The organism is Actinotignum urematis (genome assembly GCF_051264595.1).
GTDB classification, from domain to species: Bacteria; Actinomycetota; Actinomycetes; order Actinomycetales; family Actinomycetaceae; genus Actinotignum; species Actinotignum timonense_A.
On sequence record NZ_JBOZBG010000003.1, the window covers coordinates 39,749 to 56,020 of the forward strand.

Consider the following 16,272-nt stretch of genomic DNA (forward strand, 5'->3'; position numbering starts at 1 on the left):
TACTCTATGTCATAACCAGCACGCGGAGCGAAGCTCACCGACACCGGGAGGCACAGTGGCGTGGTTTATTGATGAGGTAGCACAGCGGGTGCGGGCCGCCGCCAGGCAGGTCCCGGACCGGGAACGTGATGCGCTGCGGCATGCCGCCCAGGCGGCCCCGGCACCGCGCGAGTTCTACCGCGCCCTCGCGCCCAGCCCGCAACGCCCCATCGGGGTGATCGGGGAAATCCGCAGCCTCGGCGGCAGTCCCGTACCGGCTCCCGCGCAGCTGGAGGCCTTCGCGCAGGCGTTGAGCAGTGGGGGAGCAGCCGCCATCTCGGTAACCGCCCCGGTGATTCCCGGTGGGCTCGGTTTGCCCGCGTTGCGCCTGGCCCGCGCCCTCGGGGTAGGGCCGCTGCTCTACCGCGATGTCACCGTTTCCGCGGTGCAACTCCTGCGGGCCCGCGCGGCGGGAGCGGATGCCGTCTCGCTCACCCCGCGAATTCTCACAGATGTGGAACTTGAGGCCCTAGTGGAACGCGCGCGGTCCCTCGGGATGGAACCCTGCCTGGAAGTGGAATCCGAAAGTGACGTAGCGCGCGCAATGGCCTGCGCGGCGCGCGTCGTTATCGCAGATTCGCGCTCCGCCACCGATTATCCGCAGCTTTTCGAGGCGCTGCCCTACACCTGCGTGCGGGTGGTGCGGCGCGGGGTGCGCAATCCCTGCGATGTTTTCACCGCGGCGCGCCACGGCGCCGGCTGCGTTATTGTAGGGCGGGCCCTGCTTGAAACAGCAGACCCGGCCGGTTTGCTGGCTAGCATGGCTACCGCGGGCCGGCACCCGGCCGCGCTACTTATGGCAAAACGGACCGCACACGTGGCTGAAGGCACGGCTAGCACGGCCCAGCACACGGCTACTAGCACGGCCGAACTCTCAGCTAACGCAATCGAAGGTACCGCTCAGGCACCCGGGCTCGGGCACCCGCCCCACGCCCCCGGACAGGAAGAGACACGATGATTCCAACAGCTATTCCAGCTCCCGAGCATTCCGAATGGGTGCTTTTTGAGACCTCCGCATTTTCCCTCTCCATTAAGTTCTACGCGATCGCCATCGTCATCGGCATTATCGTTGCCTACGCCCTCACGGAACGGCGCTACGTGGCCAAAGGTGCCACCCGCGATGTCACGCTCTCCATCGCGCTGTGGGCGGTGATTTTCGGGATTATCGGCGGGCGGCTCTACCACGTCATCACCGACTACCAGCTTTATTTCGGCCCGGGCCGTGACCCGTGGCGCGTCTTCGACCTGCGCGGCGGTGGCCTGGGAATCTGGGGTGCGGTGGCTCTGGGTGGCGTGGGTGCCTGGATCGGGTGCCGCCGCAACGGGGTGCGCCTGCTTCCCTTCGCCGACGCCCTCGCCCCGGGTCTCCTCATCGCCCAGGCCATCGGCCGCCTGGGTAACTACTTCAACCAAGAACTCTTCGGCGGGCCCACTTCACTGCCCTGGGGCTTGCAGGTTGATGCGGCGTACCGCCCCGCGGGCTTCCCACCCGAGCAGCTCTTCCACCCCACCTTCCTCTACGAATCGCTGTGGTGCCTGGGTGGCGCCGTCGTACTTCTTCTCCTCGAAAAACGCTTCCACCTGGTCGCCGGGCAGCTTTTCGCCACGTATGTGATCGTGTACACCCTCGGCAGAGTCTGGATCGAAAACTTGCGGATCGACCCGGCGCACCTCGTGGCCGGTTTGCGTCTCAATGTATGGACGTCGCTGCTCGTGTTGCTCGGCGGAATCATCGCTCTCGTTATCTTGCGGCGCGCCTACCTGCGTGATTCTTCTCGCGATCACGTGTGGTTGCGGGCCCGCCCGGAACCGGAAACTGAAGGAACTGATGTGTCACAGAACGACGACGCCGCAGCCGGCCAGGCCGCCGTCGTACCCGAAAAAACGGAAACTTCCGGGGCCGCAAGCACAGGCGATTCCGCCGCGTCAAGCGAATCCGAACCGGAGGTGGGTAACCGCTCAGTGAACGGGTGAAGCCGCTGGGCGAGCCGTGCGCTAGCGTAAAGATGAGCTCCGCGAGCGGGGCTTATAACGGTGCATATTTACCAGGACGAGTGCCATGAGTCCCGATGGGGAAACAGGGCCCTCGGGTAAGATAGGAAACATGCGTAGAGCTAGAATTGTGTGTACGTTGGGTCCGGCTACGGATACCTACGATCAAATCCTTGAACTTGTTAAAGCCGGCATGAACGTGGCGCGTATTAACGCTTCCCACGGTTCGCATGAAGAACACGAAAAGCGCATTGATAATGTGCGTGCCGCCGCGAAGGAACTGGGTACCCCGGTCGCGGTGCTCGTTGATTTGCAGGGCCCCAAGATCCGCCTCGGCCGTTTCGCCGAAGGCCCGGTCCAGCTGAACGTGGGCGATACCTTCACCATTACCACCCGCGATATCCCCGGCACGAAGGAAATCTGCTCCACCACCTTCAAGGGCCTGGCTGGCGATTGCAATCCCGGCGATGTGCTGTTGATTGACGACGGTAAGGTCTCCGTGCGCGTCGTGGAAGTTGTGGACGGCACTGACGTGGTCACCCGCGTAGAAGTCCCCGGCCCCGTTTCCAATAACAAGGGTATTAACCTCCCCGGCGTGGCGGTGTCCGTTCCCGCCATGTCCGAAAAGGACGAAGAGGACCTGCGCTGGGGCCTCAACTACGGTGCGGATCTCATCGCGCTGTCCTTTGTGCGTGACGCCAAGGATATTGATGACGTCCACCGCATTATGGACGAAGAGGGTATTCACCTCCCCGTTATTGCCAAGATCGAAAAGCCGCAGGCCGTGGCCAACCTGGACGACATCGTCCAGGCCTTCGACGGCATTATGGTCGCCCGCGGCGACCTCGGCGTGGAACTGCCCCTCGAGCAGGTTCCGCTGGTGCAGAAGGAAGCCATTTCCCTGGCCCGCAAGCGTGCCAAGCCGGTTATTCTGGCCACCCAGGTTCTCGAATCCATGATCCAGAACCCGCGGCCCACCCGCGCTGAGGCCTCTGACTGCGCTAACGCCATCCTGGACGGTGCGGATGCCGTGATGCTTTCCGGGGAAACCTCGGTGGGTCTCTACCCGATTGAGTGCGTGAAGACCATGGCCTCCATCGTTTCTTACACGGAGGAACACGGCCTGGAGCAGATCCCGCAGCTCTCCTCCCTGCATCGCACCCGCAACGGTGTTCTTACCCGCTCCGCTCTGGATATCGGTGAGGCCCTGGGTGTCAAGGCAGTTGTGGTCTTCACGGAAACCGGGCACACCGCCCGCCGCGTGGCTCGCAACCGCTCGCGCCTGCCGATCATCAACTTCACTCCTTCGGAGAAGGTACGCAACCAGCTCGCCGTTCTGTGGGGTAGCGAAACCTACACGGTGGATCACTCCGCCGCCACCACTGACGAAATGGTGCAGCAGGTGGAGGATCGCCTCCTCGAACTGGGCCGCGCCCAGGTTGGTGACCGCGTGGTGATCGTGGCCGGTATGCCCTCGGGCGTGGCTGGTTCCACCAACACCCTGCGGGTTCACAAGATCGGTGAAGAAACGGGCGTTGCCTAAATCCGGCAGGCTCGTGTTCTCCTAGGTGCTGCCGTGTCCACGGACACAGCGGTACATCATTGAACAGTGGATAGGCGGGTGGGTGCCCGCTCGGAATAATCCGGGTGGGCACCCACCGCCGTTCCAATCGCCTCCGCGTCGCCCCATTTGAAATTTGGTGGCGGGTATGGTGAAATATTCTCTGCGTTTGCACAATAACCCGCGGTGATCCGGGCGATCCGGGCTCTCCCGCTGGTAGTATCGGCAGATGCACAAGCTCCTGTGGTGGAATTGGTAGACACACTGCACTCAAAATGCAGCGCCGCAAGGCGTGAGGGTTCGAGTCCCTCCGGGAGCACCGCGGCGATAAGCTTGAAGGCAATAACCTTGAAGTTAGCTGGGAATCTCTGGCCTGGTGTTTGCTCTGCACCGCGTGGTCTGACAGCATGGTAAGGGGCGCGTGAATTCCCGTTGCCGGTCATCAATCTCTCAAGGGTCAGAGAACACTTCGGTGTGGATGCAGGTGCAACATCGCACGCAGTAAATTTGGTTCAATCTATCCGGCATGCCGGTCGAAGGGGTCATGATGGCCAAGGGCACAGCGGGGCAATCCGCGGAGAACAAAGAAGCCATTCGGGTTCTTGTCGTTGAAGACGAAACTCTCATTCGCCTCGATATCGTTGAAACACTGGAAGATGCCGGGTATGAGGTTGTCGGGGAAGCTGGCGATGGCGAATCCGCTATCGAACTGGCCGGCGAACTCGAACCGGATCTTATTGTCATGGACGTGAAGATGCCCGGCATGGACGGCATCACCGCCGCGGACCGCATCCTGGAAGAACACCGCGTCGCTATTGTGATGCTCACCGCTTATTCCCAGCGTGACCTGGTGGAACGTGCCCGCGATGCCGGGGCGATGGCCTATGTGGTCAAGCCCTTCACGCCCGCTGATCTCATCCCGGCGGTGGAAATCGCGGTTTCGCGGAACCAGGAAATCGAAGCTCTGGAAAACGAAGTGTCCACCATGGCCGAACAATTTGAAACCCGTAAGCGGGTGGATCGGGCCAAGGGGCTGCTGGAATCGCAGATGGGCCTGACCGAACCGGAAGCTTTCCGCTGGATTCAAAAGACGTCCATGGATCGGCGCCTGACCATGCGCGAAGTGGCCGATGCCGTTATCGAACAGGTAGGCGGGAAGCACTAAGCTTGCGCCCCCGCAGCGTGCACCCGCCGAACTCGTAGCGGAAGCGGCGCACACGCGCTGCGGAACCCGCAGTACGAACCGCGAATACGCGTTGAGGAACCCGAACACGCTTTCAGCCAGCAGGCGCTCACCGGAAAACCGGTGGGCGCCTGTTTGCTATCTCGCGTAGGCTAGAGGGGTGAGTGACGAAAAATTCCTTCTTGTTGATGGCCATTCTATGGCGTTCCGTGCCTTCTACGCCCTGCGGGCGGAGAACTTCCTCACCGATCGCGGGCAGTACACCAACGCCGTTTACGGGTTCCTTTCCACCCTCTTGAAAATCATTGGCGACTACCACCCCGATTACATTGCCGTGGCCTTTGACCTGCCGGGAGGAACTTTCCGCACCCGCGTCTATCCCGATTACAAAGCGGGCCGGGCCCCCACCCCGGTGGAATTCGCCGGGCAAATCGATGTTATTAAAAGCGTCCTTGATGTTTGCGGAATCAGCTGGCTCACCTACGAAGATTACGAAGCCGACGATATTATCGCCACCCTCTCACGCCGGGCGGTAGAACACGGCGCGGATGTGTATATCGCTTCCGGTGATAAAGACTCCTACCAGCTCGTTGATGAGCACACCACCGTGCTGTATCCCATGCCGCGCTCGACCATGCAGGTCCTCGACCCGGCAGGTATCGAAAAGAAAACCGGAGTGCGCCCGGAGCGCTACGCTGACCTGGCAGCACTCGTGGGGGAGGGTGCCGATAATATTCCCGGCGTGCCCGGGGTCGGCCCGAAAACCGCGGCGAAATGGCTCGCGAACTACGGTGACCTCGACTCCATCCTCGCCCACGCTGACGACATCGGCGGAAAAGTGGGGGCCTCCCTGCGCGAGCACCTGGACCAGGTCCGCCAAAATCGCTCCCTCAACACCCTCGTGCGTGACCTTCCCATCGGGGAGAACCTCGAGGAATTCCGCCCGCGCGGAGTGGAGCGGGAAGCACTGCACGAACTCTTCGACACCCTCGATTTCGATACCTTACGCGGGCGTGTCCTCAGCGAATTACCGTCGCGCGACGGCGCACCTGAATCCGATGCGCCGGCCGGATTCACCCTCGCCGGCCTGGAGATCACCACCTCCGGGGTACGTGCGTGGCTTGACGAGCACGCTGACGCCCCGTTCTTTGGCCTCGACATTGCCGGGCCGGCCAGCCCGGGTGCGGGGCGCGTGGAGGCAATGGCGATTGGCACGCCCCACGCGGCCCTGCTTCTCGATACGCACACCATGAACGAGGAGGATACCGCCCAGGTGCGGGCCTGGCTGGAATCGGATGCCCCGAAAGTGGTGCACGGCGCCAAAGAAGCCTGGCATCGGGTACGCGGGCAGGGTGCCGAATTGCGCGGCGTCGTACGGGATACCGTGCTGTGTGCCTACCTTCTCTATCCCGATCAGCGCAGCTATGACCTCGGTGACCTGGCGCTGCGCCACCTCGGCGTTGATCTGGGGGACGGGGGAGTGCTGCCCGGGTTGGATGGGCAGGCTGATCCCCTGGCGGCACGCGCTGCCCTCCTCGGCCCGCTTTCCGAGAAATTGCTCGGGGAATTGACGCAGCGCGGGGAAGACGGCGCTCTACTTGATCTGGAAATGGATGTGGCGCGCACCCTCGCGCGCATGGAGGACACCGGGATTGCGGTGGATGCTCCCTACCTCGAAAAACTCCGGAAGGATTTCGACGGGCGGGTGGAAGCCGCGGCGCGGCTCGCCTATGATGCCATTGGCCACAAGGTGAATCTCTCCAGCCCCAAGCAGCTCCAGGGGGTGCTGTTCGACGAATTGGGCTTGCCCACCACCCGGAAAACCAGATCCGGGTACACCACGAATGCGGAGGCGCTGGCTGATCTTGCCGTGCGCATCGCACCCCGGGAAGATGATAAGGCGGTGGCCGGAACCCAATTCCTCGGGGCGCTTCTCGAGCATCGTGACGCCATTAAATTGCGGCAATCCGTAGAAGGCTTGCAGCGCAATACCCGAGCGGATGGAAAAATCCACACCACCTACCAACAGGCGGTGGCCGCAACCGGGCGGCTCTCCTCCACGGATCCGAATCTCCAAAATATTCACGCACGCACCGCCGAAGGACTCCAAATCCGCTCCGCCTTTATCCCCTCGGAGGGCTATGCGGCGCTCATGACCGCGGATTATTCCCAGATTGAAATGCGGATTATGGCCTCGCTTTCCGGTGATGAAGCGCTTATCACCGCCTTTAATGAAGGCGAAGACCTGCATTCCTCGGTGGCGTCCCTCGTGTTCGGGATTCCCGAAAGCGAGGTGAGCAGCCAGCAGCGCTCTCGCATTAAAGCGATGAGCTACGGGCTGGCCTACGGGCTCTCTGCCTACGGGCTTTCCCGCCAGCTCCATATTTCCGCCCACGACGCCCAAGAGCTCATGGACAGCTATTTTGCGCGCTTCGGGAAAGTGCGTGATTACCTCGATTCCCTCGTGGTGAGAGCCCGCGAGGATGGCTATACCCAGACCCTGCTGGGGCGGCGGCGCTACCTGCCGGAACTGCGCTCCACGAACCGCCAGCTGCGCGAAGCATCCGAGCGGATGGCCCTCAACGCGCCTATCCAGGGCAGCGCCGCGGATATTATCAAGATCGCCATGGTTGCCGTGGTGGAAGCCCTGCGGGAAGCCGGGTTGCGCAGCCGGGTTCTCCTCCAGGTTCATGACGAACTGGTGCTGGAAGTAGCACCCGGCGAGCACGAGGCCGCGGAGGAAATTGTGCGCCGGGAAATGGCCGGGGCAGCCCAGTTACGGGTCCCGCTCTCCGTCGGGGTGGGATACGGCCCCAATTGGCGTGAGGCAGCACACTAAAACGCTCCACATCGGTTCACACGAGCAGCCCGCAACGGACTCACGAGAACCGCCCGCAACAGCCCACTAAAACGGGGCTCACGCCACTCCGATTCCAGCCCGGATACCTTGCACTAGCCAAGCTTTTCCGCGTAGTATGGAGAACTGGTGTGAGCACCCGCCACACTGGCCGATATCCATCGGTCCCAAGCAAATATTCACAATAGTGTCCGGAAGTTATCAGTTAATGACTAATACCACCCCCGAGTCTTCGACTCTCCCCGAGATTGCCGTCAACGATATCGGCTCCGAGGAAGAACTTATTGCCGCCGTCGATAAGACGATCAAGTACTTTAACGATGGTGACCTCGTCGAAGGAACCGTTGTCAAGGTCGACCATGACGAAGTGTTGCTCGACATTGGCTACAAAACCGAGGGTGTTATTCCCTCCAAGGAACTTTCGATCAAGCACGATGTCAATCCCGATGACGTCGTGGAAATTGGCGACCAGGTAGAAGCCCTCGTCCTCCAGAAGGAAGACAAGGAAGGTCGTCTCCTCCTCTCGAAGAAGCGTGCGCAGTACGAACGCGCCTGGGCTGAAATTGAGAAGATCAAGGAAGCTGATGGTGTCGTGACCGGTACCGTCATCGAAGTCGTCAAGGGCGGCCTGATTGTTGATATCGGGCTGCGTGGCTTCCTGCCCGCTTCGCTCGTTGAAATGCGCCGCGTGCGCGATCTGCAGCCCTACATTGGCCGCGAACTCGAAGCGAAGATCATCGAACTTGATAAGAACCGCAATAACGTGGTTCTTTCCCGCCGCGCTTGGCTGGAAGCATCCCAGTCCCAGGCCCGTGGCGAATTCCTGCACCAGCTCCAGAAGGGCCAGGTGCGCGAAGGTTTCGTCTCCTCCATCGTCAACTTCGGTGCCTTCGTGGACCTCGGCGGTGTGGACGGCCTCGTTCACGTTTCCGAACTGTCCTGGAAGCACATCGACCACCCGTCCGAGGTTGTCGAAGTTGGCCAGCCCGTCACCGTCGAAGTTCTCGATGTTGATATGGACCGCGAGCGTGTCTCGCTCTCCCTCAAGGCCACCCAGGAAGATCCCTGGCAGTCCTTCGCCCGCACCCACGCGATCGGCCAGATCGTTCCGGGTCGCGTGACCAAGCTCGTTCCCTTCGGCGCTTTCGTGCGCGTGGAGGACGGCATCGAAGGTCTCGTCCACATTTCCGAGCTGGCTTCCCGCCACATCGACACCCCGGAAGAGGTTGTCAAGGTGGGCGACGACGTCTTCGTCAAGGTCATCGATATCGATCTGGACCGCCGCCGCATCTCGCTCTCCCTCAAGCAGGCGAACGAAGGCGTGGATCCGAACTCCCAGGACTTCGATCCCTCGCTCTACGGCATGGCCGCTGATTACGACGAAAACGGCAATTACAAGTACCCCGAAGGCTTCGATCCCGAATCGAACGAATGGCTCGAGGGCTACGAAGCTCAGCGCGAGGCATGGGAGAATGAATACGCCCAGGCCCAGGCCCGTTGGGAAGCGCACAAGGCCCAGGTTGCTGCCGCGCTCGAAGCCGATGCTGCCGCCGGTGCCCAGGCTGCTGCCGCTGCCGAACCGGCCGCGGATATCCCGGCCAGCTACAGCTCCACCTCCGAACCGAGCGGCTCGCTTGACTCGGATGCTGATGAAGCTCTCGCCGCTCTGCGTGAGAAGCTGACCAACAACTAAGGTTCGCGTTTCCGCGGGTAGCAGCTAGACTGCCGCGCGTAGCAGGGGAACGTCCAGGCTATAGCCCATAGCAGCACGCTACCGCGAGTCAACACCTTGTACCGCCGCCGGCGTACCTCTTCGGGGGAGCGCCGGCGGCGTTTTCTTTCTCCCGGGCGCATTGTTAAGCTGAAACGGTGAACGCACTAACAATCGGGGGAGCCAGCGCACAACTGCTGCGCCCCTTCACCCACCCGCGCGGCCGCGCCCTGCGGGTCGCGGTATCCGGCGGCATCGGCGCCGGCAAATCCACTGTCACCCAGGTCCTGCGCAAACGCGGCGCGATCATCGCCGACGCCGACGCCCTCGCTCGGGAAATCACCGCCCCGGGTAGTCCTGTTCTCGCGCAACTCGCTGCCGCATTCGGTCCCGATATTTTAAACGACGACGGCGCCCTCAACCGGGCGGCCCTCGCCGCACATATCTTCACTAACCCGGTCGCCCGCCACCGGCTCGAAGCCCTCACCCATCCCGCCATCATCGCGCGGGCCCGGGATATCCTCGCCAGTGCCGCCCCTGGCCAACTGGCGGTCTACGATGTGCCGCTCCTGGTAGAAACCCGCGCTGATCGCGAAGTCGATTGCGTCATTATTGTGGCGGCCCCGGAAGAACAACGAATTGAGCACCTGCGGGGCCGGGGGATGACCCGGGCCGATGCCCAAGCCCGGATGCGCAACCAGGTAGATGATGAGGCCCGCCGCGCCCTGGCCCATATTTGGATCTGGAATGCGGGAAGCCGCGCGGAGCTGGAGAACCTTGTTACCCAGTGTGCGGAGAGCTGGCTGGCGGCGCCGCAGGCGCCGGCGTCGTCGTAAAAGAATCAAGAGAAACGCAAGTAAAAAGGTGACCGGCACCGTGTTTACTCTCAGCGTAAGAGGGAGTACCATTTACAGATAGTGAAATGACCGTTTCGCTATATGGTACGTCTCGTCGCCACGAAGCAACGATGCGCGGCGATGGGGCCTAAAATTTGAGAGGTTAAAAAGCTATGCCAATTGTTTGGCTGCTCGTGGGCATTGCGTTGATGCTCGTGCTCAACATCGTGTTCAAGGTGAATTCGATGCTCGCGCTGTTGCTCGCCGCCGTGGTGGTGGCGCTCTGTAACGGCATGGGCCCGATGGAAACTCTCAAGACCGTCACCACCGGTTTTGGTTCTACGCTGGGTTCGCTCGCCATTATCGTTGTTTTCGGTGCAGTTATCGGCCGCCTCATGGTGGACTCCGGTGCGTCTCACGTGCTGGCATCGGGGCTCATCCGCCGCTTCGGACTGCGCTTCGTGCGCATCGCCGTCATTATCATCGGTCTTATTTTCGGCCTGGCGATGTTCTACGAAGTTGCCTTCCTCATGATTGCTCCGCTCGTTATTTCTATTGCTCAGGAAGCAAAGGTGCCGTGGCTGCGCCTGGCCATTCCGGCCGTCTGCGCCACCACGGTTGCTCACTCCATCTTCCCGCCGCAGCCCGGTCCGGTTGCGCTCATTGACCAGTACCACGCGGATGCCGGCATGGTGTACCTCCTCGGTATTCCCATGGCTATCCTCTGGGTCATCGTGGGTGGCGTGCTGCTGCCCAAGGTGCTCGGCAACCTCGAGCGCCCGGTGCCGAAGTTCATGTCCGGTGATGAAAACGATAAGGAAGCCGCGGTCAATCCGCCCTCGTTCTTCGTTTCCCTCATCGTGCCGCTCAGCCCGGCCATCATTATGATCTCGGTGACCATCGCTAATATTTGGGTGGATAAGGAATCGACGCTGGGCCAGTGGCTCAACTTCTTCGGCTCCTCCCCGGTGGCCATGTCCGTGGCGCTGGTGCTCGCCATGCTGCTCTTCGGTATTCAGCGCGGGCACAAGGGCGAATGGGTTATGGACAAGTTCAATAAGGCCGTCTCCATTATTGCCGGCGTTGTCATGATTATCGGTGCCGGTGGCGCCTTCAAGCAGGTTGTTATCGACTCCGGTATCGGCGATTACATCGGCGGCTTCATGAGCGCGGGCGCGGTTTCGCCCTACATCATGGCGTGGTTCATTACCGTTCTTATCCGCCTGGCCACCGGCCAGGGCGTGGTGTCCGCGATGACCGCCGCCTCCATTATTGGTGCGGCTGTTATGGACCCGGCGACCGGCGTGATGCAGGCGGGCGTGGATCCCACGCTCCTCGTGCTCGCCACCGCCGCGGGCTCCAACTTCATGACGCATATTAATGACGCGTCCTTCTGGCTCTTCAAGGAATACTTCGATCTGTCCATCAAGGACACCCTGAAGACGTGGGGCGGCCTGCTCGCCTCCGGTTCGCTGGTCTCACTGGCGTACGTAATGTGCCTCTCGCCGTTCTTCGGCTAAGGCATGAGCAAGAAGATGCGGGCGGCCGGTATGGTCGCCCGCATCGCACACATAAAGAAAAACAAGGAGTACACATGACGCAGAGCATTCCCTTTGCCGAGCAGAATATCGCCGGCGTCAGCCTCGTCACCCGTGGGGACCTGAGCGCGCTGGAGATTAACACCGATACCGTATCTGGTACCGTTTTCCCCTACGGCGCCCACGTTGCCTCCTGGAAACCGGCTGGCTTCGAGGACGTCCTCTACATGAGCGAACTATCCGGCCTCACGCAGGGCACTCCTATCCGGGGTGGTATCCCGGTGGTAGCCCCGTGGTTCGGCCCGTCGGATAACGGCCTGCACGGCTGGGCCCGCATCCAGGATTGGACCCTCGAATCCGTGAGTGGGGATTCCACCGCGGTGGAAGCGACCTTCACCCTCGCGGGCAGCGCCCTGGGCGGAGAGCTGGGCGATTCCCTCCAGCTCGCCTACACCGTGCACCTGGGCAGCGATTTCTGGGTACGGCTGAGCGCGACCAATACCGGCACGGAAAACATTGCCCCGGAGCTGGCTCTCCACGCCTACTGGGCGGTGGATGCCCAGGCGCTTCGCATCGAAGGTATCGAAGAGGGCGGTATTGATCGCCTCGCCGATAATGCGCAGCTGCCGGCCGGGCCCTTTGAGGCACTCGAAGGCCAGACCGTGGATCGTTTCTACCCCTTCGCGGGCGATATTGTGCTCGTGGACGCGGGCGGGAACCGTAAGATCACCCTGAGCTCGGAAGAATCCGATAAGTCCGTGGTGTGGAACCCGGGCACGAAGGGCTCGGCCGCGAATGCGGATATGCCCGATGATGCCTGGAAGCATTTTGTGTGCGTGGAAGCGACCCGGGTGCGCGAAGGCGCCCCGCAGCTCGCGCCGGGGGAGAGCGCCACGCTCACCCTGCACGCCACGGTTGAGCAGCTCGGCTAAGTTGTCCCGGCGGCTCAGTTTTCTCGGTTGCTACGTTCGCCCAGCAGCGAGAAAACGTAGTTGAACGCAACCGATAGTCGTTTGTTACGACGACGGCGCCCAGTGGCCGGATACCGTCCCGAATTCTTCGGGCCGTTATCCGGCCACTGGCGTATTTCATACCCCAATCCGGGACCGGGCTAGTAAGCTCGCCACTATGGCTCTTGATTCTGAGATTGTGCGCAGCGATAAGCCTTTTGAAGTGATTTCCGAGTACCGCCCCTCGGGTGATCAGCCCGCCGCGATTGCCGAACTCACCCGCCGCATTAACGACGGCGAAAAGGACGTGGTGCTACTGGGAGCCACCGGTACCGGAAAATCCGCCACCACCGCCTGGCTTATCGAACAGGTGCAGCGCCCCACCCTCATTATGGAGCCAAATAAAACCCTGGCCGCGCAAATGGCGGCAGAATTCCGCGAACTCATGCCCAATAACGCGGTGGAATACTTTGTTTCCTATTACGATTACTACCAGCCGGAAGCCTACGTTCCCCAAACCGATACCTTTATCGAAAAAGATTCCTCCATTAACGATGAGGTAGAGCGCCTGCGCCATTCGGCTACCAATTCGCTCCTTACCCGGCGGGACACCGTGGTGGTGGCATCCGTTTCCTGCATTTACGGCCTGGGCACCCCGCAGGAATATGTTGATCGCATGGTGCAACTCCACGTGGGCCAGCAACTGGACCGCGATGAGCTGCTCCGCACCTTCGTGTCCATGCAATACACCCGTAACGATATTGCTTTCACCCGCGGCACCTTCCGAGTGCGGGGCGATACCGTGGAGATTATCCCGGTGTACGAAGAGCTGGCTATCCGCATTGAATTCTTCGGTGATGAGATTGATGGAATTTCCCTCCTCCACCCGCTCACCGGGAATGTTATCCAACGCACCGATACCGCGCATGTGTTCCCGGCCTCCCACTATGTGGCCGGCCCCGAACGCATGGAACGCGCTATCCGCTCCATTGAGGAAGAACTTGCCGAACGCCTGGAGTATCTGCGCGCCCATAATAAGCTTCTCGAGGCGCAACGCCTGGAAATGCGCACCAGCTACGATATTGAGATGATGCGCAATATTGGAACAACTTCCGGTATTGAAAACTATTCGCGGCATATTGACGGGCGTGGCCCGGGTACCGCCCCGAATACCCTCCTCGATTATTTCCCCGACGATTTCCTCCTTATCCTCGATGAATCCCACGTGACTGTTCCCCAGATTGGGGCCATGTACGAAGGGGATATGTCCCGTAAGCGCACCCTGGTGGAATACGGCTTCCGGCTGCCCTCCGCCATGGATAACCGCCCCCTCAAATGGGAGGAATTCCTCGACCGCATCGGCCAAACCGTGTACCTATCCGCGACGCCTGGCAAATATGAACTTGGCCAAGCGGACGGCGTCGTCGAACAAATTATTCGACCCACCGGTTTGGTGGATCCCCTTATTAAAGTCAAGCCCACCGAAGGGCAGATCGATGATCTGCTCGAAGAAGTGCGGCTGCGGGCCGAACGCGATGAGCGGGTCCTCGTCACCACGCTGACGAAGAAAATGGCTGAGGATCTCACCGCGTACCTGGCGGATCGCGGGGTGCGGGTCGAGTACCTGCATTCGGATGTGGATACCCTGCGCCGCGTGGAGCTGCTGCGGGAGCTGCGGCTCGGGAAATTCGATGTGCTCGTGGGTATTAACCTGCTGCGCGAGGGCCTGGATCTTCCGGAAGTATCGCTCGTGGCGATTCTCGACGCCGATAAGCAGGGCTTTTTGCGTTCCACCACCTCGCTTATTCAGACCATCGGGCGTGCGGCCCGTAATGTTTCCGGGGAAGTGCATATGTACGGGGATAGCATCACTCCGAATATGCAGCAGGCTATTGATGAAACGAATCGGCGCCGGGAGAAGCAGCTCGCCTACAACCGGGAACACGGTATTGATCCGCAGCCGCTGCGCAAACGCATCGCGGATGTGACCGATATGCTGGCCCGCGAGGATGTGGATACCGAACAGCTGCTCGCCGGCGGGTATCGCCAGGAACCCGCGCATGCCCGGGCCCGCGCTTCGGAAGCGGAAATCGCCCGCGCGCAGGGCGGGAAAGAGCTGCGCGAACTCATTACCGAGCTCACCGCGCAGATGCACGCGGCCGCCGAACAGCTCCAATTTGAGCTCGCGGCGCGCTACCGCGATGAAATCAAGGATCTGAAAAGCGAGCTGTGGCATTCCCAGCAGGCCCAAAAATAAAACGGCTGCACGGGAGCGGCACCGGAGGCACACGCGAGCCGTGCGCCCGCAAGCGCGCACCACGCACGGTACGCAAACCACATATGAAACGCGGCTCGGCGCCGCTCCCCATCGTGTAAAGTGTGCACTCGTGGAGGGGAGTATTCCCATCAACCACCGATTCGTCAGCACGAGACCCACCCGGGTCGTCCGGATCGGAGACCTGCCGCGGCCGTGCGCCCGGCGGGTGGGGAGAGACCTCCGGTCATTCCATCCGGAGGGTATTTATGCTTTCATACGCCACGGGTGTGCTGCCGTTCACGAGCACGCCCGAGCAGATGTCGGTCCATGTGGCCGAGTGGATTCTGCTTTTCGTCGTCGTTATCGGTATTTTCGCCTTTGATCTGCTGTCCCATGTGCGCAAACCGCACGAACCCAGCATGAAAGAATCGGCCGGTTTCCTGCTGTTCTATATTTTCTTGGCCGTCTGCCTGGGCGGATACCTGTGGTGGCGCCACGGAGATACCTTCGGATTGCAATTCTTCAGCGTCTGGGGCGTGGAATATTCACTTTCCGTCGATAATATCTTCGTCTTCATTATTATTATGGGCTCCTTCGCGGTTCCCCGTGCCCTCCAGCAAAAAGTGCTGTTCTGGGGCATTGTTATTGCGCTGTGCCTGCGCTTTATTTTCATCGTGCTGGGCAAAGTTATTGTGGAATCCCTGGCCTGGTCCTTCTTCCTCTTCGGTGCCTTCCTGCTGTGGACCGCATTCTCGCAGGTCAAAGAGGGGCTCTCGGAAAGCGAACCGACGGGCGAAGAAGCCGATAACTTCTTCGTGCGCCTGGCGCGCCGCACCCTCCCGGTGGCCGAGGATTACCACGGCGACCACTACATCGTGAAGCGCGGCGGCAAGCGTTATATCACCCCGCTACTGCTGTGCATTATCGCCATCGGCGGGATCGACCTCATGTTCGCCCTCGATTCCATCCCGGCCTCCTTCGGTTTCACCACCGAACCCTTCATTATTTTCGCGGCAAACGCCTTCGCGCTCATGGGCCTGCGCCAGATGTTCTTCCTGGTCGACGGCCTGCTCGAACGCCTCGTTTACCTGCACTTCGGCCTGGCCGCAATCCTCGCCTTCATCGGCTTCAAACTCATTTTCGAAGCCCTGCACCATTACGATATTGCCACCGGTTTCTTCGAGTTCACGCCGCTGAGCTCGCTGCTCGTCATCGTGGTCATTATTGTGGTGACGGTGGTGGCGTCCCTGCTTCGCTCGCGTTCTCTCGCGCGTAAGGAGAAGAACGACGACGACGGCGCAGCTGGCGGCGGCGCTAACTAAGGTGGTGCGTGCCGGTAGCACGAGGC

The 16,272-nt window shown here is 61.1% G+C and carries 11 protein-coding genes and 1 tRNA gene; all 12 read left to right on the forward strand.

Translation table 11 applies throughout. The features are described 5' to 3' along the window. The first annotated feature begins 55 nt into the window (after positions 1-55). The 12 genes from ACRQDJ_RS02720 (at position 56) to ACRQDJ_RS02775 (ending at position 16,246) form a co-directional block, all read left to right on the forward strand. Positions 56-997 (forward strand): hypothetical protein, encoded by a 942-nt coding sequence (locus tag ACRQDJ_RS02720; protein ID WP_284890175.1) that lies wholly within the window; start codon positions 56-58, stop codon positions 995-997. Then, complete coding sequence (gene lgt, locus ACRQDJ_RS02725; RefSeq protein WP_284890176.1) at positions 994-2,013, forward strand: prolipoprotein diacylglyceryl transferase; 1,020 nt, start codon at positions 994-996, stop codon at positions 2,011-2,013. Before ACRQDJ_RS02720 ends, lgt begins: the two co-directional genes overlap by 4 nt. Positions 2,014-2,143: 130 nt before the next feature. Then, positions 2,144-3,574 carry a pyruvate kinase gene (gene pyk, locus ACRQDJ_RS02730; protein ID WP_284890177.1) on the forward strand — a complete coding sequence of 477 codons (1,431 nt, stop codon included), beginning with the start codon at positions 2,144-2,146 and terminating at the stop codon, positions 3,572-3,574. Between the two features lie 255 nt (positions 3,575-3,829). Continuing rightward, positions 3,830-3,911 (forward strand) — tRNA-Leu (locus tag ACRQDJ_RS02735). A gap of 228 nt (positions 3,912-4,139) precedes the next feature. Next, on the forward strand, positions 4,140-4,757 hold the full coding sequence (locus ACRQDJ_RS02740; RefSeq protein ID WP_284890213.1) for an ANTAR domain-containing response regulator: 618 nt from the start codon (positions 4,140-4,142) through the stop codon (positions 4,755-4,757). A 178-nt stretch (positions 4,758-4,935) separates the two neighbouring features. Further along, the gene (gene polA, locus ACRQDJ_RS02745) at positions 4,936-7,614 is read left to right on the forward strand and encodes a DNA polymerase I (RefSeq protein WP_087070759.1); all 2,679 of its coding nucleotides are present in this window, start codon (positions 4,936-4,938) and stop codon (positions 7,612-7,614) included. Positions 7,615-7,840: 226 nt separating this feature from the next. Further along, positions 7,841-9,325: a 30S ribosomal protein S1 gene (gene rpsA, locus ACRQDJ_RS02750; RefSeq protein ID WP_284890179.1), complete on the forward strand. Its 1,485-nt coding sequence runs from the start codon at positions 7,841-7,843 to the stop codon at positions 9,323-9,325. Between the two features lie 176 nt (positions 9,326-9,501). Beyond that, entirely contained in the window at positions 9,502-10,179 is a 678-nt protein-coding gene (coaE, locus tag ACRQDJ_RS02755; protein WP_284890180.1) for a dephospho-CoA kinase, read from the forward strand. A 173-nt stretch (positions 10,180-10,352) separates the two neighbouring features. Beyond that, on the forward strand, positions 10,353-11,699 hold the full coding sequence (locus ACRQDJ_RS02760) for a gluconate:H+ symporter (protein ID WP_284890181.1): 1,347 nt from the start codon (positions 10,353-10,355) through the stop codon (positions 11,697-11,699). 74 nt (positions 11,700-11,773) lie between these two features. Then, complete coding sequence (locus ACRQDJ_RS02765; protein ID WP_284890182.1) at positions 11,774-12,649, forward strand: D-hexose-6-phosphate mutarotase; 876 nt, start codon at positions 11,774-11,776, stop codon at positions 12,647-12,649. A 196-nt stretch (positions 12,650-12,845) separates the two neighbouring features. Next, positions 12,846-14,924: an excinuclease ABC subunit UvrB gene (gene uvrB / locus ACRQDJ_RS02770; protein ID WP_284890183.1), complete on the forward strand. Its 2,079-nt coding sequence runs from the start codon at positions 12,846-12,848 to the stop codon at positions 14,922-14,924. Positions 14,925-15,190: 266 nt separating this feature from the next. Beyond that, positions 15,191-16,246 carry a TerC/Alx family metal homeostasis membrane protein gene (locus tag ACRQDJ_RS02775; RefSeq protein WP_284890184.1) on the forward strand — a complete coding sequence of 352 codons (1,056 nt, stop codon included), beginning with the start codon at positions 15,191-15,193 and terminating at the stop codon, positions 16,244-16,246. Positions 16,247-16,272 lie beyond the last annotated feature (26 nt).

Coding starts and splice junctions, on each gene's coding strand:
- ACRQDJ_RS02765 (WP_284890182.1), top strand. CDS start 11,774: ATGACGCAGAGCATTCCCTTTGCCGAGCAGAATATCGCCGGCGTCAGC.
- ACRQDJ_RS02760 (WP_284890181.1), top strand. CDS start 10,353: ATGCCAATTGTTTGGCTGCTCGTGGGCATTGCGTTGATGCTCGTGCTC.
- rpsA (WP_284890179.1), top strand. CDS start 7,841: ATGACTAATACCACCCCCGAGTCTTCGACTCTCCCCGAGATTGCCGTC.
- uvrB (WP_284890183.1), top strand. CDS start 12,846: ATGGCTCTTGATTCTGAGATTGTGCGCAGCGATAAGCCTTTTGAAGTG.
- ACRQDJ_RS02740 (WP_284890213.1), top strand. CDS start 4,140: ATGGCCAAGGGCACAGCGGGGCAATCCGCGGAGAACAAAGAAGCCATT.
- lgt (WP_284890176.1), top strand. CDS start 994: ATGATTCCAACAGCTATTCCAGCTCCCGAGCATTCCGAATGGGTGCTT.
- ACRQDJ_RS02775 (WP_284890184.1), top strand. CDS start 15,191: ATGCTTTCATACGCCACGGGTGTGCTGCCGTTCACGAGCACGCCCGAG.
- pyk (WP_284890177.1), top strand. CDS start 2,144: ATGCGTAGAGCTAGAATTGTGTGTACGTTGGGTCCGGCTACGGATACC.